This window comes from Pseudomonas sp. WS 5410 (assembly GCF_012985645.1).
Classification (GTDB): Bacteria; Pseudomonadota; Gammaproteobacteria; order Pseudomonadales; family Pseudomonadaceae; genus Aquipseudomonas; species Aquipseudomonas shahriarae.
Map to the genome: position 1 here is coordinate 33,171 of NZ_JAAQWS010000025.1, position 25,117 is coordinate 58,287.

Here is a 25,117-nt window from a genome sequence, read left to right on the forward strand (position 1 = left end):
ACGCCACCTGTCGACCCAGTACTGTTCACCCTCCTCCTCCCGGAGCCCCAACACCCTGCAAGCTGGTGAACTCCAGAGCGACGGTAAAACGCTGCTGCTCCAGAATTACATCAATCTGCCAGCCCAATTTTGCACATAACTGACGCATCAACTGCAGCCCCAGGCCGTAGCCATAATCGCTGGATTCCTCCCTCGGCTTGGCCTCCCTGATGTGGTTGGCAATTACCAGGCGCGGGTAGTTGAAGCTGATTTCTACCTGACCCTCTTCCGCGTACTGCAGGGCGTTGCGCAGGAAGTTACCGATCACGATGCGGCACGCGGTGGGGGGGAGTCGGCAGGGTTCGCTGTGGATGTCGACAAGCAGCTCGATATCCCGATTGCCGATCAGGTAGCGATGTTTGTCAATCAGCTCGCCGACCAACGCGCTCAGGTCTATATCTTCCTCAGGCAATGGTTCGGGGCGTTCGCGGCTCATCCACAGCAAGGTCTCGGCGATAAGTTGCATGTTCAACACCGAGCGCTCAATGCGCTGCAGGGAAGATGGCAAGACACCGCCGGCCTGCAGGGTCAACAGTTCTATATTGGCCTTGAGCACCGCCAATGGGGTTCGCAGTTCATGGCTGGTGTAGCGCAACAGGCGGCCTTCACGCTGGCTGGCGGCTTGTACTTGCTCAACACTCTGGGCCAGCGCATCGGCCAGGGTATTGAACTCCTTGAAGCTGAAATCCGGGCGCTCGCCGGCCCGGGCATCCGGGTTGTTCAGGGTACTGGACCATTGGGCCAGGCGTCCGAGCGGCCGCACCAGCCACCAGACCAACAGGGCGATGATGATCAGCGCCGGCACGAACACCGCCAGGCTGACGAACACGACGCCCTGCAGTACCTGATCAAAGTAGGCATCGGACAACGGCGTCTCGACCTCACCGCCCTCTTCGTGATCATGGTCAATGTCATACATATAAAGGGTCTTGCCGTCACCCAGGGGCTGGGTGAGGACTGCCCGGATCTCAGCATCGTCATCATCGGAGTCTGTATCACCGAAGACCTGAACGGCACCGAAGGACATGCTCGGCGGGGCCTCGAGCAACTGGCGTACGCTCGCCGGCAAGGCTTCCTTGCCGATGACGGCCTCGAAGAAGTAGTTGCGCGGCGGTGGCGTGGTCGGATCCTTCTTGTAATGCCTGACGAAATACTGAGCCTCTTCTTCCATCATCGCGCTGGCGGTGTAGAGCAGGCCACGCACGGTGTATACCGGCAGCAGTTGGCTGTAGATCAGTAACACCACAGCAATCAGGAACAGAAAGCTGCCACTGATCACCCACTTCAGACTCAGGCGGTTACGCATGGGGCTTCACCTGAACACCGACCCCAGGCAGGGTGTGGATCAGCGGCCGGTCAAAGGGTTTGTCTACCGCCTTGCGCAGCCGGTGCATGTGGACTTTAAGCGTGTTGCTGTCCGGTGGTTCATCGCCCCAGATCGTGGTTTCCAGGCGCTCCCGGGGCACGAGTTCAGGGCTGGCGCGCATCAGGTACTCCAGCAGGGTCCAGCAAATGGGTGACAAATGCAGCTCCTGCCCGGCGCGGCTGACTTTGCGGGTGGTCAGCTCCATGACCAGGTCGTCCACCTGCAGGCGGCTGGTCTGGCCACTGCGGCGCACGCTCAGGGCGCGAATCCTGGCGACCAGTTCGGCCAGCTCGAAGGGTTTGACCAGATAGTCGTCGGCCCCCGCCGCAAAGCTGGCGAGTTTGTCAGGGAGCGCGTCCAGTGAAGTGAGCATCAGGATCGGCGTCTGGCTGCCTTGCTGGCGTAGCCGTTCGCACACTTGCTGGCCGTCCAGGCGCGGCAACATGATGTCCAGGAGAATCACGTCGTAATGCTGGTCGAGTGCCAGGTTAAGGCCGGCCTGGCCGTTAGTGACGTGGTCGCAGACCATGCCGCTGATTTCCAGGTACTCGATGATGGTCGTGGCCAGGTCAAGGTTGTCCTCGACCAGCAGCAGGTGAATATGCACGGAAAAGTCCCCTCGGACAGGTGTTGCGCAGAGGGTTGAAGGATAACGGAAGTCGGGCGATTTCCCGTGGATGTTTACCTCGCGTTAACCCGGCACTCTCTAAGCTGGGGCTCTTCCTATCCTGAGCTCATCACCGTCATGAACCTTTACTCGATGGTTAAAAGAGTCCTGTTGGCTTTGATTCTATTCGGCCTGATGGCCAGCGTCCTGCCGTCTCGCGGGCAATTGGTCAACCTGGGAGGCGGCAGCCGGTTTCTGGTGGGCGAGCATCTCGAGCAGGCAGCTGCGTGCTGTGTCGCCAGTGCGTTCCGATAACGCAGGCGCCAGTTACAGCTGGCAGGTGCTGATATGCCTGGGGCTGATTGTGGGTGTGTCGATTGCGATGGGTAGCTACATCGTTCATTTGAATGCGCGCATTGATAAGCAGCGAGAACTGTCGCCGGTGTATCTGCACCAATGTGGCAACGGGCGCGGGGGGTTTATTGTGTACCCCGACGGCAGGCGCAGCAGTGATGACTGCTACCCCGCCGATGACCTTGAATCGACGAGCACTGATCAACCGCAGGACGTACCAGGCACACCCCGCGAGCAATGGCTCAAATACATCCTGCCTGCCGTTGAAAGCCTGCGCAGAATAACCTCCAACACTCTGATCAGCACCTCCAGGCCCCAGCCGAAACCCCGGCACGCCAGCCTGCCAGGCACATCTGATATGCTTTTTTCTTTAACACCTGCATCTGTACCGAACAGTGCACAACCCGGACAATGGCTCATCGGCAGGAACTCCCCGGCCGCCCTTCTTCCTTTTGGAGGCCCCATGGCTAAGATGGCATTTTTTCTTTTAGGGTTTCTGGCACTGACCGTTGGCATTGGCCTGCTGGCCACGATCTCACCGGTCTGAGCCCCGGCCCGTAAAGGCCTGGACTCTTTAGCCGGCAAAAAACATCGGGTACAACGACAGCACCAACAGCCCCGCCATCGACCCGTTGAACAGCTTCAACCAGCGGGGCTCACGCAGGACATTGCGCAAGCCGGTGCCACACCCCGCCCACACGCACACACTCGGCAGGTTGACCGCGGCAAACACCACGGCGATGACCAGCACGTTAGTGAAGTAGCCCTCAGCCGGCGTATAGGTGGTGATCGCGCCCAATGCCATGACCCAGGCCTTGGGGTTGACCCACTGGAACACCGCAGCGGCGAGAAAGGTCATGGGTTTGCGCTTGCCGTCGATGTCGTCCGACATTGCGCTGGAGGTCGCTATCTTCCACGCCAGGTACAACAAATACGCCGCCCCGATATAGCGCAACGCGGTGTACGCCCATGGCAAAGCCCTGAACACCTCCCCCAGGCCCAGGCCGACCGAAATCACCAACAACATAAAGCCCACGCTGATCCCCAGGGCATGGGGAATCGAGCGGCGAAAACCGAAGTTCACCCCCGACGCCAACAGCATGGTGTTATTGGGGCCAGGGGTGATCGAAGACACGAAGGCAAACAGCGCGAAGGCCGATAGCAAGCTGGTGGACATGAACATGGTGCGTCATCCGGCGAATTATTGTCGCCCTGACAGTAGAGGGTTCTGCCGTGCCTCGCCCCGTACAGCTAGGGGCAGATCGAGAGATACAATTCATCAAGGGTGGGAGCTGTCGGGCCCGGCGAGGCTGCGATGGCGGCTGCACACCCGCACAACTGCAGCTTCGCCGAAGCTCGACCGCAGATGCGAAAGGACTGACGCTTAAACCGGCATTGGCACCTGACGATAGGTAACGGTCTGCCCCAGCGCGATGGCACTGGCCTCAAGCCGCAGACGCTCGGCGTCAAGAAAGCCATGCAACGTTTTGAGATGACCGATCTTGAGTTGAATCTCAGCCATTTTGTCGGCCACCAACGCAGCGCCCTGGGCACAGTCAATCGTACTTTGCCGCTTGGCTTCGAGGATTTCGCCGACCTCAGCCAGGGAAAACCCCATCTTCTGCGCCATCTGAATAAACGCCAGGTCCAGTGCCGTCTGCTCACTGTAAACGCGGTAGTTATTGGCTCCCCGCTGCACGGTGATCAGCCCCAGCGCCTCGTAATACCGCAAGGTATGGCGCCCAAGGCCGCTCCTACGCTCAAGCTCTGCGACTTTCACGGTAAATTTTCCTTGACTGTAGAGATAGCTCCACAGTTTAGCCTGCGCACCTTATCCAACCAAGGAATGCGCCATGAGTACTCAATGTTTTGTCACCGGCGGCAGCGGATTTATCGGGCAGCATTTGCTGGCCCACCTGAGCGCTACAGGGCACGAGGCCTGGGTGCTGATGCGCCACGCCGCAAACCTTGAAACGCTCAGGGAGCAGGTGCGCCAACTGGGGGGAGAACCCTCGCGCATTCAGGCCGTTCAAGGCGACCTCAATCACCCGAACCTGGGGCTGAGCGCGACTGACCGCCAGCGTATTGCCTCAGCCCGCGTGGTATTCCACGTCGCCGCCCAGTTCGCCTGGGGCCTGTCTATGGAGCAAGCCCGTGCGGTCAACGTCAAAGGTGCTCTGGAGGTTGCCCGGTTATCGGCAAGCCAGCACAGTCGGCTGCTGATGGTGGGTGGCTACATGCTGCAAAACAGCGCGCACTTGACCAGCATTGGCATTGATCAGCAATGCCCCGAACACAGCGATTGGCCCGCCGTGTACAGGCGTGTGGGTGGGTACGAGGCAAGTAAGCTGGAGGCGCATTTTGCGGTCATTCGCTACATGCAGGCGCAACGGGCCGACTACACCATCGTGCACCCGGCAACGGTCTGCGGGCATAGCGAGAGCGGGCATATCCTGGCTGGTCAGCCGGTAGCAGAGCTGATTCGCAACCTGGCGACGGGCAAGTTGACGGCGATTCCTGGATCAACCCGCCACTGGCTGCCATTGGTCAGTGTCGATTACCTGGTGGCGTTGATGGTCGCGGCGGCACTCGACCCGGCAATGGCAAATCAGCAGGCCCTGGCACTGGACGAGCTCAGCCCCAATCTACAAGGACTGGTCACACACATCGCCCACACCCTGGAAGTGCAGACTCCCCGCCGCCACCTACCACTGGGCCCACTCAGATGGCTGCTGAAAATACCGGGCGTGGCTACGCACTTTGGCACTAGCCCGGAATCCCTGAACTTCATCCGCACCGAGCGATTCGACATGACTCATAGCCGCAAGCTGGAAAGCCGATATCAGCTCAAGCATGCTGATTTGGCATTAACGCTGGAGAAAACTGCGCGATTCGTCGGGCATGGACTTCTGAACTGAAGGAGGTTTTGCCCCCCAACAAATGACATGAGCACTGTTGAGTGCTGGCGTAGAATCCAGCCCAAAGCACAATCATATTCAGGGAAATCCGGATAATGCTCTTCGAGAACCTCGCGCTGTTTTTGTTGATTGTCGAGAAAGGCGGATTGTCGGCGGCAGGCCGCGAGGTCGGGCTTTCGCCCACGTCTGTGTCGGAACGGCTCGGGGCCTTGGAAAGGCACTACGGCGCGACCCTACTGACCCGTACGACCCGCTCAATCAGCCTGACGGACGAAGGGCGGACGCTGATGGAGGGCGCCCGGCGCCTGCTCGCAGAAGCTGAAGACATCGAGAGCACGATCAAACTGGGCACCGAACGAATCTCGGGGCTGATACGCCTGAGCGCCCCCGTCGACCTGGGCCGCAACCACATCGTGCCCATCCTCGATGATTTTCTGCAGGAGCATCCCAACGTCAGCCTCGACCTGAACCTGACCGATGGCTACCTGGATCTCGCGGGGCAAGGGATTGATTTGGCCATTCGATATGGCGCCCTGTCCGACAGCACCCTGCGCGTCAGAAAACTCAGCGAGGGCCGTAGGGTCGTGTGTGCATCCCCCGCCTACCTCATGGCCCACGGCACGCCCCAACACCCATCGGACCTGGCGCAGCAACAGTGCATCCTGATGCGCTTTGGCAGCAGCATCCACCGTGAATGGCAGTTCCGCGCCGCTGGCCGTACGTTCAAGGTGCTGGTGTCGGGCAGGCGTATTGCCAATGATGGCGATCAGGTGCGCCAGTGGTGCCTGGCCGGCCACGGCATCTGTATCAAGTCCTACATCGATGTGCGTGATGACTTGGACGCCGGCCGACTGGTCGAGGTGCTGGAGACCTACTCCCTGCCGGGCGTGGACTTGCAGATTGTCTACCCTTCCGGCCACGCGATGCCGCGCCGGGTCAAACTGCTGATGGACGAAATCTCCTTGAAGCTGGCGACCTGAGCGCGCCCCAAGGAGATTTTTTTGGAGACCTACCGCTTTCAGCCCTGCTGAGCCCAGGCGGCAAAGTCCGAGTAACCACGTTCGGTACCGCCAAACAACTCAGCGCCTTCCAGACCGGCTAAAGGGTAACCCTTCTCCAGCCGCAGTGGCAGATCCGGGTTGGCCACAAACTTGCGTCCAAAGGCGATAAAGTCTGCGTAGCCTTTTTCCAGGACCCACTCAGCAAGTTCCAGGTCGTACTTACCGGCCACCACAATCGCATTACGAAAGCGCTCGCGCACGGCTTGGCGGAAGTCTTCGGGAAACTTGGGGGCATCATCCCAGTCCGCTTCGACCAGGTGCAGATAGGCAATATTCTTGCCCTGCAAATAGCGGGTCGCTTCCAGCAACGTCGGCAGAATGTCCGGGCAAGCCATGCCACGCGCCGTAAGAAACGGCGCAACCCGGATCGCTGTGCGATCGGCCCCCACTTCATCAATTACCGCATCCATGACTTCCCTGAGAAAGCGCAGACGGTTCTCGCGCGATCCGCCGTACTCATCCGTACGCGTGTTCGACGTGGTGCGCAGGAACTGGTCGATCAGGTAGCCGTTGGCCCCATGCACTTCGACACCGTCGAAACCTGCCGTCATGGCATTACGCGCAGCCTTACGATAATCGTCGACGATGGCGTGGATTTCGGCGCGCTCCAGTGCCCGTGGTGTCGGGCACGGGGCCATACTGCCGACACCCGACGCGGCATCTACTTTCCAGATGCTGCCATCAAACGCAATTGCAGACGGCGCGACCGGTAATTCGCCATTGTGGAAGTCGGGGTGCGACATGCGCCCTACATGCCACAACTGCAGGAAAATTCGTCCGCCAGCGGCATGCACCGCATCGGTCACCAGGCGCCAGCCGGCGACCTGTTCGTCACTGTAAATCCCTGGGGTGAATGAATAACCCTTGCCCTGGGGCGAGATCTGCGTGGCTTCAGTCACAATGAACGCAGCCGACGCCCGCTGCGCGTAGTACACCGCGTTCATAGCGTTCGGCACATCGCCAGGCTGGGTGCTGCGCGAGCGAGTCATGGGCGCCATGACGACACGGTTGGGCGTGCTCAGTTGACCAACAACGCCTGGGGTAAAGAGTGTGGACATCGGTGTCTCCTCGTAGATAGTCGGTGGTGCCAATGACCACAGCGTATCTGCGAGGGGATTTCTTGATAATCGACTCAGTTCGGGAAACATATTCCGGCTAATCCGGATAATGCGATGGTAGGCAGACGCAAAGCCCGCATGATCAAAAGACGGTCGGCAACTCAAGCGCCAAAATTAAAGGCAATAGAAATGCGCGGACGCGCCCCTTCAAAACGTCTTACGGAATGCATCAGCCACGACGGAAACATAATGAATGTTCCACTGGTAGCGGCATAAGTCGTACTAAAGCCAGCAGTAACACAATCTTCCACCCTCATGCGCAGCGCAGGATTGTAGGTCGATGCAACCATCCCGCGGGGGTCGATAAACTCAAGGTCACCGCCAACAGCCGGATCTTCCTCTCGCCCGCCGGCATCCACCCAATAAACCCCCGACCAGAATGCCCCCGGGTGGCCATGCAACGCATTGCTGTGCCCTGCCTGGTTAACGTTTGCCCAGGCATTGAGTTTCCATGCAAAACTCGGCTCAGTTAAGCCGTACTGCTCGCTATGCACCGCCGTCAGTTGAGTGGCGAACTCGGTGGCAAAGCCGACCAACGCATCGCAGGCCTGCCCGCCCCATTCCGGGAAGTCGCTCGCCGACTGCCAGCCGCCGTCATTACTACGCTGCGCGCCGCCCAGATCGTCCGCCATGCGACAAGTGATCAGGGTTTTCAGCTCTGCGTTGAGTTTTTCTGCATCGGGGTACTGGAGACTGGCCAGGGGAGTTGCAAACAGCCGTCTGATGTTTATCAGTTCAGGGTTTAGCGGGTTATTACTGGAGTGCATTACGATGCTGACCAAGTTGCGCTAGTTGCAAAAAACTTTACCCGACCCACTAAATAACAGCTGTAAACCTTTGTTAAAATTTACTGGACATTAGTTAACCACACCCTATCAAGTTGCCGAAAAGTCGAATTCAACCTCAGTCCATATAAACCCCCACCGACACACTCAAGCTGAATACTGAGTGATTACCAGCAGTATCCCGAAGCTCACCAGCAAGGCGCCAAAAGCCCGGTCAATCCATTGTCGTGCAGCCATCAGTTTTTCGCGCACCCTCCCAGCGGAAAAGCACAGCGCAATAAGGCTGAACCACAGCACATGCGCCCCCGCGATAAATAGCCCATAGGCCATTTGCACGGTCAACGCGGTGTCCGGTCGTACTACCCCCATAAACAGACTGACGATAAAAATCGATGTCTTGGGGTTCAACGCATTCGTGAGAAACCCGGTACGCAACGCTTCCAGGTCAGACATCGCGGCAGGTGGCGCGTCCAGCTGTTCAGTCGCAGGCCGGGAACGCAGCATCTTGATCCCCAAGTAGACCAGATATGCCGCTCCAGCCAGCTTCAACGCATTGAACAACCAAGGAGTCTGTTGCAGCACCAACCCTAATCCGAGCAGCGTGTAGCCCACATGAACCAGCACCCCCAGGCCGATTCCCACAGCGGTGAGCACACCTGCCCGCCGGGACAGGAGCAAGCCGTTACGAGACACCATGGCGAAGTCCGGCCCTGGACTGATGCATGCAAGGAGTGTGATGGTGATTACTGCTATCCATTCGCCCATGTTGTAGCCTTTGAATTATTGGTTGTGTAAGGCAATATTTGCAGATCCTCTGCTTGGGTAATAACGATGATTTTTGAAGAAAATAGTGACTACAACTCACTGATTTCTGAGACGCGCATGCCCTCCCTGCTTGCATTGCGCTGCTTCGAATCCGCCGCACGCCTGGAAAACTTCGCCCGTGCGGCTGACGAACTGCACCTGACACCCGGCGCCATTAGCCGCGCAGTGCGCCTGCTGGAAGAGGATTTGGGCGTTGACCTGTTCGAGCGACGCAGCCGAAGGGTGTTTTTAACAGAGCCCGGAAGACGCCTGGCAAAAGCCGTCAGTGAAGGGCTCGGGTTGATGAACCAGGCCGTGCGCGGGATACGCAGCGACGCCCGTCGAGCGCGCCGGCTTGTCTTATCCTGCGAGCCAACGCTGCTGATGCGTTGGTTGATCCCTCGCTGGAGCGACTTCCAAACACATCATCAAGGGCTGGACATTCACCTGGTTGCCGGCGGTGGCCCCTTCTCATTCAACCAGGGCATCGACCTGGCCATACGGCGGGACGATTTCCCACGGCCTCCCGGCTACCATGCCGAGACACTATTCCCAGAGAGGGTCGGCCCTGTATGCCGGCCGGACAAAGTAGCTGAGTGGTTTGGTAAAAACGGCAAATCCCTGCTCGCCTCGGCCCCGCGCCTACAGACGACTAGCCGGCCTACGGCTTGGCAAGAGTGGGCCAACGCAAAAGGCCTGCCCACTCCGACCATGGAAATGCAATCCTTTGAGCACTTTTACTTCAGCATCCAGGCAGCGGTTGCAGGCCTTGGAGTAGCCATTGGTCCGTGGCACCTGGTGCGCGACGATATCGAAAGCGGTGTATTAGCCGCGCCATTGGGGTTTGTTGAAGATGGCTCGCGGTACTGCCTGCTATCGCCGGCAGCCCCCAAGCCAGGCAGCATGGAAATGGCGTTACTTAACTGGTTGCAGGAGCGATCCTAAATGCCAGGCAACATTCACCCAGCGAAGGACAGACAGTGCTTATAGTATTCAGCGGCCTTCCCGGCACCGGAAAAACCACTCTCGCCAAGGACCTCGCCGCGACGACAGGCGCCGTCTACCTGCGCATCGATACCATTGAGCAAGCAATCCGAAACTCCGGAGCGCTTGCCCAAGACGTGGGACGCAGTGGTTACGTGGTCGCTAATGAGCTTGCACTGAGCAATCTCCTGCTAGGCCGCACCGTCATCGCCGACTGTGTAAACCCGGTAAGCGAAAGTCGAGTAGCCTGGAGCGAAACCGCCTCAAAGGCCGGTGTTCGGCTAGTCAATATCCAAGTGATTTGCTCTGATAAAAATGAACATCAGCGACGGGTAGAAACACGGAGGGTGGATATTCCGGGGCTGACGCCACCCACCTGGCAGTCGGTGCTCAATCATGAATATGAAGCGTGGGCCCCCGCCCCGTTTTGCATAGACACTGCCCTGGCTTCGCCGGCGCAAGCGGTGTCGATGATCACGAACCAATTCCTGCCCAGGGGAGAAGGTGTGATTAGCGAGCAATGACATCGACAGGGCTGCAAATGTAGGATCTATGCAAAATGGTCTGGAGAGGCATATGGACGTTGCAACACTCGCATTATTCCTGCCCGCCTGCTTTGCACTGAATATGGCGCCAGGGCCCAACAACCTGCTGTCCATCAGCAATGCAACGCGCTACGGATATCGCACAGCCTGCATCGCAGGCGTGGGGCGCTTGCTGGCATTCGCCATCATGATCGCACTTGCTTCGGCGGGCCTGGCGGTGGTGTTGCAAACGTCAGAACTGATCTTCTACGGGATCAAAATAGTCGGCGCGGCGTACCTTTTCTACCTGGCGTATCAGCTGTGGAACGCCGCACCGCAAGCAGCAGCTGAATCAGAAAACTTTGGGGCGGGGTTGTGGGGGCTGGCCAGGCAGGAGTTCCTCGTCGCTGCCGGCAACCCCAAAGCCATCCTGATCTTTACCGCGTTCCTACCTCAATTCGTTGACCCCACGGCAGACGTTGGCTCTCAGTTCCTATTGCTCGGGTTGCTGTTTCTGGTGCTGGAGTGGATCGCCATTGGCGCCTATGCCTATATCGGGCTGCATATGCGCCGCTGGTTTACGCAGCCTCGCGGCAAGAAGATTTTTAATCGTTGCTGTGCCGGTTTGTTGTCTGCGGCTGCCTCGGCTCTATTGATGGCGCGGCGTACCTGATCCTAAAAACAGGAGCGTTTTATTTTCGAAGCAGCTGCACCAGTGCCCCGGACGCATTGTGTGTCGCACACTCGGGCGAGGCCTGTGTCAGGACGCTGGCCCGGTGGCACTGGATTCTTGCTCTGCCACGACCTGGTTACGCCCCTGTTGCTTGGCGCGGTACAGCAATTGATCTGCCTTCTGGAACACATCATCCATCGAGTCGCCGGCTCGCCAGAGCGCGACCCCCAGCGAGACAGTAATGTGACCAACAGCCTCCAAGGCGGTGGATGCGATCGAGAGTCGCAAACGCTCTGCGATGTCTACAGCGGCAGCGATTGAGCTATCGGGAAGCAGCAAAACGAACTCCTCCCCCCCTACACGGCAAAGCAGATCGCTCGGCCGAGAGTTCTGTTTCATCAGTCCTGCTACCGATCTGAGCGTCTCGTCACCTACGTCGTGGCCAAAGGTATCGTTCACTCGTTTGAAATGATCAATGTCCACAGAAATCACAGCAATCGTCTTCTTCGACTCCAACCACACCGTGAGCGCGTCTTGCATTGCACGACGGTTTGCCAGCCCGGTGAGTGGATCACTTTGAGCCTGGAGGTTGAGTCTGCCGATTTTTTCCTGCAGTAGGCTCACGCTAAGCAAAAGTGCCCGACGTAACTGCCAGCTTTCCAGGTAGTCCACAGGAATGGCGCTGATGCGCTCATAGCTTTCCGGCACGTCCAGGCGTCCGGCGCTGTCCGCCAAGCGGGACAACGGGTTGGAGATTCTCGACCCCGACCACCATATTAGTAGCAAACCCAGCAGGCCCAGTGGCACGATCCCTTTAGCCACCTTCAGCGCGGTAACGCTCAAAGTTTCCTGAACAACGGCCATTGGCTGCTGCGAGACAATGCCCCAACGGCTGCTGGGTATGCCCGCGTAACCCGCAAGCATTTCATTCCCATCCCGGTCGACCGCCTGGAGTGAGCCATTAGCCTGACTGAGTGCAGCATCAACAATCCGATCATGGTCAATGAGCCTGCCGATTTGTTGAGGGTCAGGGTGGTAGAGCACACGCCGCTGACTGTCTACGAGATAGACATATGCTCCATTTTGTCGACGGTTCAAATCCATCAGCGCTTGAAGCGTATTCTGCTGCTCCAACCTGAGAGCCCCGCCCACCAACCCGAGGTACTGCCCATTTGCATCGAAGACCGGCTGGGATACGAAAACCACCAGATTGCCAGTGATAGAGTGAAATGCATTACTGACCAGTGGCTTACGCCGCTCGAGCGGTTCGCGGCTTTGAAGAGATTGGCCGTTTAGCTGCAACCGCTCTGGCGCAGATGCGACGATAGTGCCGTCGGCGTTGGTAATCAGTACTGAGTTGAAGCTGTTGTCTTGCTCAAGCAGCCGTCGAGCCTCGACAGCCAACAGTTGGCGATCAGAGAAGTTCTTTGAAACGATGGCCGAGCCATATTCAAGGCGGTCTAGATCAGAACTCAACACCCCTTCTACCGCTGCTGCGATACGAGCAGCGTAAGCTCGGTTGCCTTCCAGCGCGTTTTCAATGAGCTCTCGCTTTTGGATCTTGAACATTACCCAGAATGTATTGGCAAGAGTGACTGCGGCACTGAACAGCGCAAAGGTGAGCAGTACGATGCGTAGGTTCAGTCTGGGTTTCGGCTGAGAAGGCATTCGGTGTTCCAAGGATATGCAGGTCTAATTTGCTGAAGTCTCAGCCATCGGGTAAAGAATGCACGTCCGAGTGCTTCTAGCTATTGGACAACACCTGCAGGATCTTAAATGGTGCAACGTCAATGGTTAGTGTCTCATGCAAAAGCCCCAGTCACCAACGGCTAGGCCCTGATGAACAGGCCTGCCAGCAACTAAGCACCGTGGTTGAGGCGATTGAAGGCGTCGCCCTCGAGCCAATCGCCAACCGACCTAGAAGCCTCATGCCTTGAGCAAACTCGGCTAGGCGCGTTCACTCCGGTATAGCGGACTCTACGGGCGACCGTACTTCCAGGAGCTTTTCCAGTGTCTGACATGCCGACCCATTTTGCTTACACACAACGCTTCAACGCCGTGCTCGCCTACATTGATGCCAATCTCGAAGGCGACCTGTCGGTGAAGACGTTAAGCGGTGTGGCAAACTTTTCGGCATTTCACTTCCACCGACAATTCACCGCGTTCGTTGGCGTGCCGGTCTCACGATATGTGCAACTGATGCGCCTACGCCGTGCGGCACATCGCCTGGCGGCCGTCGCTGATCATTCGGTACTGGACGCCGCACTCGACGCCGGCTTTGAAAGTCCCGAGGCATTCTGCAGGGCGTTCAAGCGGGCGATCGGTATGACGCCGAGTGCGTTCAGCAAGGAACCGAACTGGCAAGTCTGGAATACGGTGTTCGCAATCCCTCACTTTTCCAGGACTATCATCATGCAAGTAAGGATCGTAGATTTCCCTGAGGTCAAGGTAGCAGCGCTTGAGCACCGCGGGCCAGCAGGGCTCGTCAGCGAGAGCGTGCGCAAGTTCATCGAGTGGCGTATGCACAGCGGACAGTCGCCGCAGGCATCGAGTCGCACCTTTGGCATCCCCTATAACAACCCCGATACGACACCTCCACAAGCGTTCCGCTTTGCGATCTGCGGCGAGATTCATGAGGCTGTGGCGCCAAATGAGTTTGGCGTGCACGCCCTCGTCATTCCTGGCGGCCGCTGCGTCGTGGTGCGCCATACGGGTTCACCGGATCATATTGGCGAAACGATCTATCCGATTTACCGCGACTGGCTTCCCACCAGTGGAGAGGAACTTCGTGACCAGCCGCTGTTCTTCAATTACCTGAGCGCCTACCCCCAGACACCGCTGGATCAATGGCAAACAGATATTTATGTTCCACTGCAGTAGGGGAACAAGCTGCCTTCGACCTTGAGTTGGCGGTAGCGAGCGTAAATCGGGGCAGATGTATTTTTAGAGGTAAATCTGCCCCTTTTCACTCACATATCCCCCAACGCTCTCGCAATCAGATCGACAAAATGGAGGTTGATGTGGAGGATCGCAAGCAAAGCCGAGTCGTCGTCATAGGTGCGGGCATAGTGGGCGCGTCCCTGGCTTATCACCTGGCAGGCAAAGGTGCAGATGTTACGTTGGTAGACGCCGGAGATATTGCGTGCGGCGTGACGGGGATCTCATTTGCATGGATCAACGTTTCTCACAGCGGGTTCGACCCTATTGCGCAATTGCGCAGCTTGGTCATCAATGAGTTCCGTCGACTCGACATGGAATTACCCGACCTGAACGTTCGATGGACAGGTGCCCTAACTTACGGCACGAACCTGGATGAAACGCTGCAAAGGGCAGGCAATACAACTGCAGAACATTTAGTGTCCCGCCCCCAGATTGTCGATATTGAACCCAATCTCAAGCATCCCCCTGAACAGGCCTTATACGAAACCCAAGCAGGTGCCTTGGATGCGGTACGAGCAACGCACGCCTTGATTGCAGGCGCCAAAGCGCATGGGGCCAATGTATTAACCCATACACGGGTTCTCGGATTTAGAATGCTGAATACTCGAGTTACAGGACTCGAAACCACAGCGGGAATAATTGACGCCGATATCGTTGTAATCGCAGCGGGGATTGGTACCAAGAAACTCACCGACATGCTTAACGTTTCTCTTCCTATAGAAGAATCTCCAGCCATTTTTATTCGTTACAAGGCACCCGCCAACCTGGTGCAGACCATAATTTCCAGCCCCGCAATGGAAGTCAGACAAGAAGAGGATGGGACGTTGCTAGCCGCAGAGGATTATCTGGGTGATGCCCTGGACAACCAGGCAGAAGCGATTGCGCTACGAACAGCCCAGGCCATCCGGGACGAACTTCATGGGGCTGATTCCATTGAGCCGGAATTGGCATGTGTCGGGCTAAGACCATTTCCCGCTGATGGCATTCCCATTGTCGGTTACTTGCCCACAGTCAGCGGTGTATATGTTTGCACAATGCACCCTGGCGTTATCCTTGCCCCAATAATAGGCCGTCTGGCCAGCGAAGAGATAATGGACGCCACCGTGGCCCCTGCCCTCGGCCCTTGCCGCCCCGACAGGTTCATTCAACCTTAGTCCGTGCTGGTTGACACCCTGAACCATGGCCCTATGGAACGTTGATCGCCGGCATCGGACACAGTGGTTTATGGTCGGCGTTGGAGCGACAGTAAAAAGCGCGTCATTGCGCGATTTCTATCCAATCCCTGCTTTGGGTCGATTGCTGCCTGTGGCAAGGGGCAGCAAACGAATGTCGTCATCCATCCTGTCGAGCGGCACCTGCCAGCCACATCAGGAACGCGCTCACATGCACCTGCCGCTCCCACCCTGGCACGCACACCGCAACGTAACGCGGACCAGGCAGGCTTACTTCTGGTCTATAGGCCACTAACTCTCCATGCCTGAGGCTGTCGGCTACCAGTACATTGCTTGCCAGCACCAGCCCATGACCCGCGATCGCAGCGCTCAAAGCAAAATGCTCGTCGTCGAACTCACGCATCTGCGCCGTTTCAAGCCAGGCCTGGCATCCTGCGGCCGCGCACCAGCTTTCCCAATTGATTGAAAAGGGTCCCGGAATTTTCCAGTGCAGGTTGATCAGTTCGACCTGATTTACGTTCAGCGAGGCCACCAGACCTGGGGCGCCGTAAACCGAGAACTGCTCGTTCATTAGCTCCTGACAGAACAACTTCGGGTCATCGCGGCTGACCGAGCGAATAGCAAGATCGACACTGGAATCACGCAGCAGATCGACTAGTTCGTTACGTGTATCGACCCGCACATTGAATTGCGGAAAGCTCCGATAGAAACCACCCAGCCGTGGAATCAACCAGGCTGCCGCCAAGCCCGGCGTAGTGGAAATGGTCAGGGTTTGGGGAACCGTGTCCGGATAAAAAGCCTCCAGGCTGCGGCGAATGTCTAACAATGCGCGATGAGTACGGCGATACAGCAACTCGCCTTCTTCGGTCAACACCACACCTTGTCCAGATCGCTTGAACAGCATCGCTCCGAGACGAGCTTCCAACGTCCTGACCTGGTGGGAAATGGCCGTGGGGGTGACTGAGAGCTCCTCAGCTGCCGCTTTAAAGCTACCCAGTCGCGCAGCCGACTCGAAGGTCCGCAGCGCGTTGAGCGCAAGAGTCGAAAACACGCATCGTTCCCTAGATGAATTGAATTGATGTGCCTGCAATTTATCTCATTTTTCTTGGTGTGTACGGAGCGATACCGTCGCGGGTATTCGATCTACCCACCCTTCGGAAAACACCATGCAAGGACCTTCGCGAAAAATTCTGCAAGCCATCCTCTATGAATCAATCGCTGTTGCGGTGCTGTCGCCCAGCATCTCGTTGATATACGACGAAGGCCTGGCCCATGCGGGTGCGCTGTCGTTGATGTTGTCGGTGTGCGCGCTGCTTTGGAACGTGCTGTTCAACTACGTTTTCGAATGCTGGGAAGCGCGTCAGCCACAGCGCGCTCGCACGTTGGGCAGACGTTTGCTCCACTCACTGGGTTTTGAGGGTGGGCTAGTTCTACTGTTGGTGCCTCTGGTGGCATGGTGGCTGGAAATTTCCTGGTGGGCTGCACTGGTCACCGATCTGGGGCTGTTCGTTTTCTTCTTCTTTTACGCGCTGGCGTTTCAGTGGGTCTTTGATAGGGTGTTTGATGTACCAGAGTCCGCGAAGGAGCAGGTTTCGGTTAACCCGTAATCCGCCCGGAATCCCGATTGGCCCACCTGTAGCAGCACTAGGATTTGTGCATGAAAAACGCCACCAAAGCGATTGAGAACTACATCTTCGGCAAGGACGGAAATCGGCCTGACTTGTTGCGGCATGCTTTCAGTCCAGACGCAACTCTTACCATGCTGGTGCAGACAAGCACCATCCAATTTCCCCCCAACGTCCAGGGGCGCGAAGATATTGCTGAAGTACTGGTACGCAGCTTTAGCCTGCAATATGAGAACGTTTATACATTCTGCTTCGGTGCCCCTCCAAAGCCCGAAGCACATGCTCATAGGTGCAAATGGCTGGTTGGCATGTCAACAAAAACAACTGGAGAGTTACGTGTAGGCTGTGGGGAATATCATTGGGTCTTTTCACCGCAAAGCGGCCTGGCCATGCAACTGTCCATTACTATCGAACACATGTTGGAGTGCCCTTCCCAGCATATGCGGAAAATAATGGATTGGCTTCAAGGTCGCAGCTATCCATGGTGTGAACCTGCCGACATGCTCGATTCGGCACCGCCACTCACTTGCCTCCAGCCGGTTCTTGTCTACGTTGCTGCATGACCCCTATGGTTGTAAACGTTCGCGAGCGTAAGCGTTTGGCCGATTGCGGCCCTCAGGACAGGCGGCAACCGGCCAAGCGCTGACGTCGCCCCCTTAAACACTACAATGCCGCGATTCATTATTGACGTAGCCTGGCACAAACAAGCATGTGAGCCCGGCTTTATGCATAGGCCTCGACCGTGACGATCTAATGGGTGCTAGCGCTATAGCCAACAACAGGATTTAAGTGGATTGAATTATGAGCAGAATTGATGATTTAAAGATCAGGTACCCGGGAGCCATCGCATGGTCATTTGGAGACACGCCAGAAATGGCAGATGAACTGGCTGAACTTGTCGCTAAAGGAATAAAAACAGCCAGTTGTAGCTCGCTCTCATCGTTCAAACATGAAGATGCAGCACCCGCTATTGGCGGCTACAGCATCATTCTTAACAGCAAGGGCGGCCCTGTATGTGTGATCAGGGTTATTTCGATGCGTATAATTCGTTACTGCGACGTAGATCAAGATTTTGCGAGGAAGGAAGGTGAAGGGGATCTCAGCCTAAGGTACTGGATGCAAGGTCATAAAGATTTTTTTCAAAGAGAGGGTTCGTTCGACGAGGCTATGGAGCTTGTTGCGGAAGAATTTGAGTTAGTGGAAGTACTCTAAAAGATAAGCTCCCCTAAACAACTATCCTTTTCCGGTCATGCCAGCGCTTTGCCGTATTCAATCTTGCGTCGCATACAGCCCGATCAAGCTCTTTTTTCCGCGCCTTCTATAGCTGCTAGGACGCGCGGCGATCGCCCACATCATCGCGCGGTTCTGATGCTCGGCACGCTTCTCCTCACCGGTACAACCCGCATCGCCGCACACATACGTTTGCCGGCGTACTCGGCATCGGCGAAAGGCATCTGTTTCTCGGTGCAAGAGCGCCTCGCATAATGGACGTTATGGCTAAATTCAGCGCCGAGACTTCGCTATTATCCCAGCGCTAAATGCCTCGATTCCGACGGCATAGCGACCATAACGTCTCAGACATTATGCTTAACACCGATAGCGACCTGGAACACCGCGCGCCAGACTCAAAAGCAGCCACCGTAGTCCTCGGCTGACCGGCCTTCGTTTGGCCTTTGGGCCATCGGACTTTTACAGCTAGTCAGCACACCGTTCACCAACACTATGGTGAACTCGATAACTTTGCCCGTCGTAACGCAGCACTGGAAAACACAGGCCCGGGCCACCGACCTCAACATCAGGCCAACCATTACTGCCTTTGCTAGCGAGAAACTCAGCGACACCGCTTTCTTTGAGCATGAGTTTCCAGTGGCCGTCAGGCTGCTGACTTACCAGATAAAATCCAGTACCTGCTTGCCCATAACAGTAAGTGCTGCCTTCGGTAATCAACGCATCCGGTCGGCCGTCACCGTTCAGGTCCTCAACCAATTCCATGGTTACCAGCCTGTAGCTACCAGTTTCCTGAATTTCACACTCCGACGTCTCTTGGTTAAATCCAGCAGCGTGGAATGCTTTTATCTGCTCGCTACGCGGTAGTTCATCTGCCTGCGCCGTAACACTGCTCACGAAACATGCCACCCATAGACCTGACGTAAAACTTCCCTTCATATCGACCGTCCCTTTATGATGCTCAACGTTATTAAGTATCGTGCATGTACCCACACAAGCATCTTGGATAAGTTGGCCGTTTCACATGGGTACGCGTGCGGTACAGCATGCCTTCCGCAGTACCAGCGACGCTAACGACACCCTCAGGAAAAACAAGACCACGGACTGCATTTTTACAGGTGCCAATGATCATTTCGACCGCACCCAAGGCTCGGCCTTCACGGAGGTAAAACCGGCGATTAAGCCACCCTCCAATGGGTAACCTCGCAGCTGATGCGCGCAAGGTCACGGTCAAGCCGATTAACTCAGCACCGTCGTACCTAAAGCTCTTCCTTGCCAAGCCGATAGCCCGACGAAGCTCTAATAAAGCCGCGTCGATAATAAACGCTTCGTAAGGACGACCTCCATGCCCACACTGCGCTCCATCCAGACCCGCTACACCCTGTTCCTGGTGCTGTTCGTCCTGGTGTTATCGGTACTAACCGTCGTCGGCATCGGCCAATTGGTCGCCCCCACGTTAAAACACACTGAAGAACAGGTGGTGCTCAACCGCATCGCCGAGGTAGCTGTGCAGATCCAGGGCGAACTCAACAAGGTTCAAGCCCAGCAACGCAGCATCACCCAAACCATCCCGCTGCTCGACAGTGACGCCATCGACAAGGTGCTGCCCGGCCTGGTGGATCAGTATGGCGAGCTGAAAGTCTTCGGCGGCGGTATCTGGCCGCTGCCCAACCAGCGCACGCCGGGGCGCAACAAGCACAGCACGTTCTGGCACCGCGATGCCTCGGGCAAGCTGGCGGTGAATACGTTCTGGAACAGCGACGCCGCACCCAATTATTACGACCAGAGCTGGTACAAAGGCGGCCTCGCCTCGCCCCGTGGCCAATGCGCCTGGGCCGCCGCCTACAAGGACGACGCCAGCCAGGAGCCGCGCACCAACTGCGCCATGGCCATCCAGCGGGACGGTGCGGCCTACGGCGTCGCCACCATCGACGTGACCCTGGGTTTTTTCAATGAGCTGGTGGCCAGCAAGGAAAAAGACATCGGCGGCCAGATGCTGATCGTCGAAGGCGACGGCAAGATCATCAGCAACAGCACGCGCATCAGCAGCCCGGTGGTGCTCAAGAACATCAGCGAACTGAACGGCACCTCGGCGTTTGCCGCCCAGGTCAGCAAGGCCCTTGCCCATCGCGACCAGGCCCTGCAGCGCGGTGAATTCGACAACCAGGGGGTGGCCAGCACCTTTTACATGCGCCCAATCGAGGGCACCCCGTGGTTCCTCGCCACTGCCCTGCCCACCTCGCTGATCACCGCCCAGCGTGACGATGTGCTCGGCAGCCTGGCGCTGCTGCAAATCCCGATGGTACTGCTGCTGGTGCTGCTGGCGTTCTATGCGATTCGCAATCTGGTGCAACGCATGAAGTCGCTGCGCACCAATATCGACTCGCTGTCTGCCGGAGATGCCGACCTGACCAAGCGCATCACCATCCGTGCTGAGGATGAAATGGGCGCCATCGGCCACTCGGTAAACCGCTTTATCATCTACCTGCAGAACATGATCGGCGAAGTGACCCAGGCCACGGGCGCCATGGCCTCGGGGCTTGAGCAATTGCAGCAGACCTCGGCGCAGACCAACCGGATTCTGGTGCGGCACGCCTCGGAAACCGATCAGACGGTCACGGCCATCACCGAAATGAGCTCCACCGCCGACACCGTCGCGCAAAACGCCGCTGAAACCGCCTCGTTCACCCAGCGCGCCAACGAACACGCCGACCGCTCCCGCGTGGTGGTGGGCGAAGCCTCGACCAGCGTCAGCGCGCTGATCGGCGAAGTGGCCAGCGCCACCCACACCGTGGAAAACATGCGCCAGGACGCCGCACGTATCACCGAAACCCTCGGCGTGATCGGCGCGATTGCCGGCCAGACCAACCTGTTGGCACTCAACGCGGCCATTGAAGCGGCGCGCGCTGGCGAGCAAGGCCGTGGGTTTGCGGTGGTCGCCGACGAAGTCCGGGCGTTGGCCGCACGCACCCAGGCCAGCACCTCGCAGATCAACGAGATGTTGGCGCGCCTGACCACTGGCGTGAGTTCGTCGGTGACGGCAATGGAAAACACCCAGGCCAGCTGCCAGTCAGCGGCGGATGCCACGGCACGCGTCAACACTGGGCTGGACGAAATGGCCGGTTCGGTCAGCCATATCAACAACCTCAGCACCCAGATCGCCACCGCCGCCGAGTAGCAAAGTGCGGTGACCGAAGAGATAAACCGCAGCATGGTGCAGATCCGACATATGGTCGAAGAGCTGGTGGAAAGTGGCCATGCCACTGAAACCAATACGCAAAGCCTGCTGGATGCCAATGGCCGGGTGATTACGTTGATGAGCCGTTTCAAGGTGCGCTGATAAATGAGTGAAACACTCCCGTGCAAACCACGGGAGTGGGACGATTCTGGCAGCTCCCAGTGCGGGATCTCGCCACATAGGCGGTGTGTCACGCATGCTGCTGGGCATTCTGTCCGTTGGAGCGGATCAGGCAGGAACGCTTTATCCAAGCCCTCATCGAAGTCGTCTACGACTACGTGACCCAACCCGACCGTTGGCACGAGTGGCCCCCCTCCTCCGTGAGTGCCGACACTGGCACCACCGGTTCACTGCCGGTCGGCACGGCACCATCGCCTCGATCAGGCTCATCACCCGCTCACTCATGTCGCCGTACACTGCATAGTTCTGGACGATGCCGTGCGGCTTGAGCGTGTGCTGGATCTGGAGATATGGCTCGCCCGTTTTGATAAAGGGCTTGGCATCGTAACTGCGGGCAATGACACAGCCATCATCGTTGCTCAGTGCCATGCCGGGTACCTGGGGTTTTCGAAAGGAGGATCACCTCTTTACCACGCTTGTACAGGCGCTTGCAGATGGGCTCATTGCTCAGCAAACCCGCGCTCCGACACATGAGCCTCTTGGCATTGTCAGGCGGTACGCTCAAGCACAATCGAGTAAAACCCTGTTAATCCAGTGGTGCCAAACCTCACCCTGCGCGCTACTGGAACCAGTTCGTTTGATGCCACACCCCTTCTACTCAGGGTTATCAAGCGCAGCCAGCCCTTCATCGCCGACATGGGGAATCAGCGCGCTGGCCTCCAGGTCCCGCATCAGGTCGGTGAGCATCTGCCGCTGATTCTCGGTGTTAGGTGTGGGCACGTACCAGGCGGCCACGCTCATACCTTCGCGCTTGTAGGTGAAGGTGCGCAGTAGCTCACCGTCCTTGTAGACTTTGCCGGTAAGGTTGTGCACATAGCTGTAGGGCATCGGGAACGTCAGCAGCGTCAACGCGTTGAGCGCCACCAGCACCCCGGCGCCTTTGCCCGGCGGCTGGTTGATGACCAGGCCGTAGCCCTTGCGCGCGAACCCGTGGTCGACGAAGGAGAACGCGCCAGACGACTTCACTGCCACGGTCAGTTCGTCACGTTCTTTGACGTCGAAACGCGTGTAGCCCTCCGGCATCACCATCAGGCTCATCGGCACATAAGGCTTTTCCGCGTGGTAGCCCAATGGTTTCATCGATGGATTGCAACCGCCCAGCAATAACAACCCGGCCACACCCAGCCCCACCTTGAACAGGTTGTTCACCGTTGTGCCTCCAGCGGTTTGCCCGCCAGGCCCGTCGCCTGCATGTCACGGGCGAAGGCGCGGGCGACCCGACGGATGTTTTCCTCGCGCTCGGGAATGCCGAGGTCGAGCAGCCAGGAATACTTGGCCATGTAGTTTTCATAGTGATAACGGTTCAGCACCTTGCCATCGCGCATCACAGTGAAGTCGGCCTTGGTGTCCATGTCGTTCTGTATTGGCAACAGGAAAAGGGTGGCGGCGCTGAGGAATACCAGAGGCATAGGTGCAACCTTGCGCTGGGCATCCAGCTTGACCATCACCTGGGTTTCCCCTTCTCCAGCGGTGCCGGTATCGACCTTGCTGAACACGCCGCTTTCACGCAGGTAATTGCGCAGCTTGGAGCTGTGCTCCAGCGAATCAACCATCACGGTGATCGGCGGCAGGTAATCCTCGCCCGTCTTGATTTGTGGGTCGGGCAGGGTCTGGGTGCCCGCGCAGCCGGCCAGCAGCAGGCTTGCGGTAAGGAGCAGGGTCTTCTTCATTGCTGGGGTTCCTTGTTGCTTGTCACATTGCCCGCTGTACGGGCCTGCGGCATGGGCATGACGAAGGGAAATGCCGGCGCCATGTTCAGGTTCAGCGGCTGCAGGCTCGGTAGCCCGGGGGTGTAGCGCCGCGCGATCACTTCATCCCGAGGCTGCTGGTCGTCATGGAAGAACAGGCAGGCTGAAACCCCGAGGCAGCGCGAGCGGAACTCGCCGATGTAATAGGCCTTGCCCGCCTCCAGTTCCATGGGCACGAGGAACTGCTCACGCGCCTGGATGCTGCGGAAGCCGCCGTTGGAGCCGTTCCAGAAGAACTGGAAGTCATAGAATTCGTAGGCTCCGGGCTTGAGCGGCATGACGAAGATGCTAGCTTCGCCGGGAAGCGCCTGCTTGTCGCTGCCGTGCACCGCTTCGATGTCCTTTGGTGTATGCGCCACCTCGGCATGGCCCCACCAGGCTGCCGCGCCGTATTGCGAGCCGCGCTGGCGTAAGAGGATGCGCTGGTTGGTGTAGGCGTTGTCGCGGCCCAGAGGGCCGATGCTGCCGACAAGGTACGCGACCGGGCCACCCGCGGTCGGTTGCAAGGGCTCGCTGACCACGACGGGGGATTTGGCGGCACAGCCTGTGAGCAGGGCAATGGGTAATAGATGTGCGAATGCACGGAAGAAACCACGCATGAAAGGTCCTTGGGGGGGAAAGATCCATTGGTTGCCGGAGGTGAGTCGAGCGGTAGAGGCGATACCTGCGGGCTTTGGGGGGATGATAAAGCGTGGCAAGGCATGAGGCTAGAGTCAGTCATGGCGATGTCCCGTGTTTTGACTCAATCTCAGTCAGCCCTTCAACAAGGGCCACCTAGGTTCCGTGCGTCACAGGCGCAAAAGGGGACAGATTTATTTTCCAACCTTCAAACTCCTATTCGCTAGAAAATTAGAGCACTAAAAATAAATCTGCCCCCTTTTTCCTGCTGATGGGCGATGAGTTTGCTAATCCGCTCAAGTACTTGCTGGCATCGCGATGCGCTATCCTAATCAACTCGTTAAACAAGGAAGAATAATGTGCTCGTCGTCATTTCTGTCGTATCTCAAACTCCCGGCTGTTCTGCTGATTACCTGTCTTACAACCGCTTGTTCCAACTACCACTACAAGGATTACCAAGGCGATTGGGTGCCGGACTTGATGACGCCATATGACCTGTCCAATAACACGGCCAATGCACCGGTGGTGTACTTCGCCACCACCCACTTTCGCGGGTTGGGAATAAAATTCCATCGACTGTTGCTGGCCACGCATGTGGACGACCAACTGCTAGAGGGCGCCGGGCGGCGCTCGATCCTCGACGTTTCCGGCAAGCAGGCACTGCGCTTGACCCCGGGCAAGCACTCGTTGAGCTGGTGTTGGGTCTCGATGAATGCCTTGGGTACCGGTGGCGCGAAGTGCGGCTTCGGTGCGCGCGATGTGGAGTTCCGTGCAGGCCAGCGATATGTCGTGGACTTCACCACTCGCGACGACATCAATGGGCCTTCTGGGCGTCAGGTCTCGACCATTACTATCGAATCCGAGATTCGAAATCTGGATACCCATGAAGTGATCTACCCGCTGAAAGGTATTGCAAAGCTGGAGAAGGAATAACGATTGCGACGATCACCGTCACAAACTGAGTTGGTCGGTGATCGGAAGCTACGTGGCAGAGAACAGCTTCCGACTGAATGTTGCCCTTAGCGAGAGACTGCAAACGGCCCAAAGCAGCTGCTCTACAAGGCCTGCTATCGACCCTTCACGGCAAGACATGCCGGCCAAGAACGGCCCTAGGACTTCAACTAAATCGGATATGA

At 57.5% G+C, this 25,117-nt stretch carries 26 protein-coding genes and 4 pseudogenes; 15 read left to right on the forward strand and 15 right to left on the reverse strand.

The annotated features are described in order from the left end of the window. Positions 1-25: 25 nt before the first annotated feature. On the reverse strand, positions 26-1,345 hold the full coding sequence (locus HBO24_RS26105) for a HAMP domain-containing sensor histidine kinase (protein WP_120732785.1): 1,320 nt from the start codon (positions 1,343-1,345) through the stop codon (positions 26-28). Further along, positions 1,338-2,012, reverse strand: coding sequence for a response regulator transcription factor (locus tag HBO24_RS26110; RefSeq protein WP_057441969.1), 675 nt, complete (start codon positions 2,010-2,012; stop codon positions 1,338-1,340). Before HBO24_RS26110 ends, HBO24_RS26105 begins: the two co-directional genes overlap by 8 nt. A 171-nt stretch (positions 2,013-2,183) precedes the next feature. Between HBO24_RS26110 and HBO24_RS26115 the strand changes: the two genes are divergently transcribed. Further along, entirely contained in the window at positions 2,184-2,327 is a 144-nt protein-coding gene (locus HBO24_RS26115; protein ID WP_162947681.1) for a hypothetical protein, read from the forward strand. Then, positions 2,314-2,913, forward strand: coding sequence for a hypothetical protein (locus tag HBO24_RS29730; RefSeq protein WP_262153221.1), 600 nt, complete (start codon positions 2,314-2,316; stop codon positions 2,911-2,913). The genes HBO24_RS26115 and HBO24_RS29730 overlap by 14 nt, the downstream gene beginning before the upstream one ends. Before the next feature lie 27 nt (positions 2,914-2,940). On the opposite strand, the gene HBO24_RS26125 is transcribed toward HBO24_RS29730, so the two are convergent. Both HBO24_RS26125 and HBO24_RS26130 read right to left on the reverse strand, forming a co-directional pair. Beyond that, positions 2,941-3,549 carry a LysE family translocator gene (locus HBO24_RS26125; protein WP_120732783.1) on the reverse strand — a complete coding sequence of 203 codons (609 nt, stop codon included), beginning with the start codon at positions 3,547-3,549 and terminating at the stop codon, positions 2,941-2,943. A 201-nt stretch (positions 3,550-3,750) separates the two neighbouring features. Continuing rightward, positions 3,751-4,146: a MerR family transcriptional regulator gene (locus HBO24_RS26130; protein WP_057441976.1), complete on the reverse strand. Its 396-nt coding sequence runs from the start codon at positions 4,144-4,146 to the stop codon at positions 3,751-3,753. A 73-nt stretch (positions 4,147-4,219) separates the two neighbouring features. On the opposite strand from HBO24_RS26130, the gene HBO24_RS26135 reads away from it, so the two are divergent. Then, complete coding sequence (locus tag HBO24_RS26135) at positions 4,220-5,284, forward strand: SDR family oxidoreductase (RefSeq protein ID WP_170060615.1); 1,065 nt, start codon at positions 4,220-4,222, stop codon at positions 5,282-5,284. A 95-nt stretch (positions 5,285-5,379) separates the two neighbouring features. Beyond that, the gene (locus tag HBO24_RS26140; protein WP_170060616.1) at positions 5,380-6,264 is read left to right on the forward strand and encodes a LysR family transcriptional regulator; all 885 of its coding nucleotides are present in this window, start codon (positions 5,380-5,382) and stop codon (positions 6,262-6,264) included. A gap of 38 nt (positions 6,265-6,302) precedes the next feature. Here the strand turns inward: HBO24_RS26140 and HBO24_RS26145 are convergent, their stop codons facing one another. The 3 genes from HBO24_RS26145 to HBO24_RS26155 all read right to left on the reverse strand — a co-directional run bounded on the left by HBO24_RS26145 (position 6,303) and on the right by HBO24_RS26155 (position 9,013). Further along, positions 6,303-7,403 carry an alkene reductase gene (locus tag HBO24_RS26145; protein ID WP_057441981.1) on the reverse strand — a complete coding sequence of 367 codons (1,101 nt, stop codon included), beginning with the start codon at positions 7,401-7,403 and terminating at the stop codon, positions 6,303-6,305. A 161-nt stretch (positions 7,404-7,564) separates the two neighbouring features. Further along, positions 7,565-8,230 (reverse strand): TIGR02466 family protein, encoded by a 666-nt coding sequence (locus HBO24_RS26150; RefSeq protein ID WP_057441982.1) that lies wholly within the window; start codon positions 8,228-8,230, stop codon positions 7,565-7,567. Positions 8,231-8,395: 165 nt separating this feature from the next. After that, positions 8,396-9,013, reverse strand: a complete 618-nt coding sequence (locus HBO24_RS26155; protein ID WP_057445077.1) for a LysE family transporter — start codon at positions 9,011-9,013, stop codon at positions 8,396-8,398. 66 nt (positions 9,014-9,079) lie between these two features. Here HBO24_RS26155 and HBO24_RS26160 point away from each other — a divergent pair, with 66 nt between their 5' ends. From HBO24_RS26160 to HBO24_RS26170, 3 genes are read left to right on the forward strand one after another with little or no spacing between them, the layout of a single operon-like run. Next, positions 9,080-9,997, forward strand: a complete 918-nt coding sequence (locus tag HBO24_RS26160) for a LysR family transcriptional regulator (RefSeq protein ID WP_170060617.1) — start codon at positions 9,080-9,082, stop codon at positions 9,995-9,997. A 35-nt stretch (positions 9,998-10,032) separates the two neighbouring features. Beyond that, entirely contained in the window at positions 10,033-10,560 is a 528-nt protein-coding gene (locus HBO24_RS26165; RefSeq protein WP_169961147.1) for an AAA family ATPase, read from the forward strand. 52 nt (positions 10,561-10,612) lie between these two features. After that, positions 10,613-11,233 (forward strand): LysE family translocator, encoded by a 621-nt coding sequence (locus HBO24_RS26170; RefSeq protein ID WP_170060618.1) that lies wholly within the window; start codon positions 10,613-10,615, stop codon positions 11,231-11,233. A gap of 87 nt (positions 11,234-11,320) precedes the next feature. Here HBO24_RS26170 and HBO24_RS26175 read toward each other — a convergent pair whose 3' ends face one another. After that, positions 11,321-12,901, reverse strand: a complete 1,581-nt coding sequence (locus HBO24_RS26175) for a sensor domain-containing diguanylate cyclase (protein ID WP_170060619.1) — start codon at positions 12,899-12,901, stop codon at positions 11,321-11,323. A gap of 342 nt (positions 12,902-13,243) precedes the next feature. Between HBO24_RS26175 and HBO24_RS26180 the strand changes: the two genes are divergently transcribed. Together HBO24_RS26180 and HBO24_RS26185 are read left to right on the forward strand one after the other, a co-directional pair. Continuing rightward, entirely contained in the window at positions 13,244-14,113 is an 870-nt protein-coding gene (locus HBO24_RS26180; protein ID WP_057441989.1) for an AraC family transcriptional regulator, read from the forward strand. Positions 14,114-14,241: 128 nt separating this feature from the next. Further along, a complete protein-coding gene (locus HBO24_RS26185) occupies positions 14,242-15,327 on the forward strand; it encodes an FAD-binding oxidoreductase (RefSeq protein WP_170060620.1) in 1,086 nt (361 codons plus the stop codon). Positions 15,328-15,505: 178 nt separating this feature from the next. Here the strand turns inward: HBO24_RS26185 and HBO24_RS26190 are convergent, their stop codons facing one another. Next, positions 15,506-16,396: a LysR substrate-binding domain-containing protein gene (locus tag HBO24_RS26190; protein ID WP_169961142.1), complete on the reverse strand. Its 891-nt coding sequence runs from the start codon at positions 16,394-16,396 to the stop codon at positions 15,506-15,508. Between the two features lie 115 nt (positions 16,397-16,511). Here HBO24_RS26190 and HBO24_RS26195 point away from each other — a divergent pair, with 115 nt between their 5' ends. The 3 genes from HBO24_RS26195 (at position 16,512) to HBO24_RS26205 (ending at position 18,182) form a co-directional block, all read left to right on the forward strand. Further along, positions 16,512-16,952, forward strand: a complete 441-nt coding sequence (locus HBO24_RS26195) for a PACE efflux transporter (protein ID WP_057441996.1) — start codon at positions 16,512-16,514, stop codon at positions 16,950-16,952. Between the two features lie 50 nt (positions 16,953-17,002). Continuing rightward, positions 17,003-17,533: a hypothetical protein gene (locus HBO24_RS26200; protein ID WP_170060621.1), complete on the forward strand. Its 531-nt coding sequence runs from the start codon at positions 17,003-17,005 to the stop codon at positions 17,531-17,533. Between the two features lie 238 nt (positions 17,534-17,771). Next, positions 17,772-18,182: an ASCH domain-containing protein gene (locus tag HBO24_RS26205; protein WP_169961141.1), complete on the forward strand. Its 411-nt coding sequence runs from the start codon at positions 17,772-17,774 to the stop codon at positions 18,180-18,182. 84 nt (positions 18,183-18,266) lie between these two features. Here HBO24_RS26205 and HBO24_RS29735 read toward each other — a convergent pair. After that, positions 18,267-18,395 (reverse strand): annotated as a pseudogene (locus HBO24_RS29735) (IS5/IS1182 family transposase); the annotation flags it as partial. A 270-nt stretch (positions 18,396-18,665) separates the two neighbouring features. Beyond that, positions 18,666-19,094: a hypothetical protein gene (locus HBO24_RS26210; RefSeq protein ID WP_170060622.1), complete on the reverse strand. Its 429-nt coding sequence runs from the start codon at positions 19,092-19,094 to the stop codon at positions 18,666-18,668. 448 nt (positions 19,095-19,542) lie between these two features. Between HBO24_RS26210 and HBO24_RS26215 the strand changes: the two are divergent. Together HBO24_RS26215 and HBO24_RS29855 are read left to right on the forward strand one after the other, a co-directional pair. After that, a pseudogene (locus HBO24_RS26215) lies at positions 19,543-21,537 on the forward strand (methyl-accepting chemotaxis protein). A 116-nt stretch (positions 21,538-21,653) separates the two neighbouring features. Continuing rightward, positions 21,654-21,797, forward strand: a pseudogene (locus HBO24_RS29855) (SRPBCC family protein); the annotation flags it as partial. Here the strand turns inward: HBO24_RS29855 and HBO24_RS29740 are convergent. From HBO24_RS29740 to HBO24_RS26230, 4 genes and pseudogenes are all read right to left on the reverse strand, one after another. Continuing rightward, positions 21,784-21,996: pseudogene (locus tag HBO24_RS29740) on the reverse strand (DNA polymerase V subunit UmuC); the annotation flags it as partial. The pseudogenes HBO24_RS29855 and HBO24_RS29740 sit on opposite strands and share 14 nt — an antisense overlap. A 213-nt stretch (positions 21,997-22,209) precedes the next feature. Continuing rightward, positions 22,210-22,764, reverse strand: coding sequence for a hypothetical protein (locus tag HBO24_RS26220; RefSeq protein ID WP_258558613.1), 555 nt, complete (start codon positions 22,762-22,764; stop codon positions 22,210-22,212). Continuing rightward, a complete protein-coding gene (locus HBO24_RS26225; protein ID WP_170060623.1) occupies positions 22,761-23,285 on the reverse strand; it encodes a hypothetical protein in 525 nt (174 codons plus the stop codon). Before HBO24_RS26225 ends, HBO24_RS26220 begins: the two co-directional genes overlap by 4 nt. Beyond that, positions 23,282-23,962: a hypothetical protein gene (locus HBO24_RS26230; protein WP_115128048.1), complete on the reverse strand. Its 681-nt coding sequence runs from the start codon at positions 23,960-23,962 to the stop codon at positions 23,282-23,284. Before HBO24_RS26230 ends, HBO24_RS26225 begins: the two co-directional genes overlap by 4 nt. A 499-nt stretch (positions 23,963-24,461) precedes the next feature. Here HBO24_RS26230 and HBO24_RS26235 point away from each other — a divergent pair, with 499 nt between their 5' ends. Further along, the gene (locus HBO24_RS26235) at positions 24,462-24,914 is read left to right on the forward strand and encodes a hypothetical protein (protein WP_262153219.1); all 453 of its coding nucleotides are present in this window, start codon (positions 24,462-24,464) and stop codon (positions 24,912-24,914) included. Positions 24,915-25,117 lie beyond the last annotated feature (203 nt).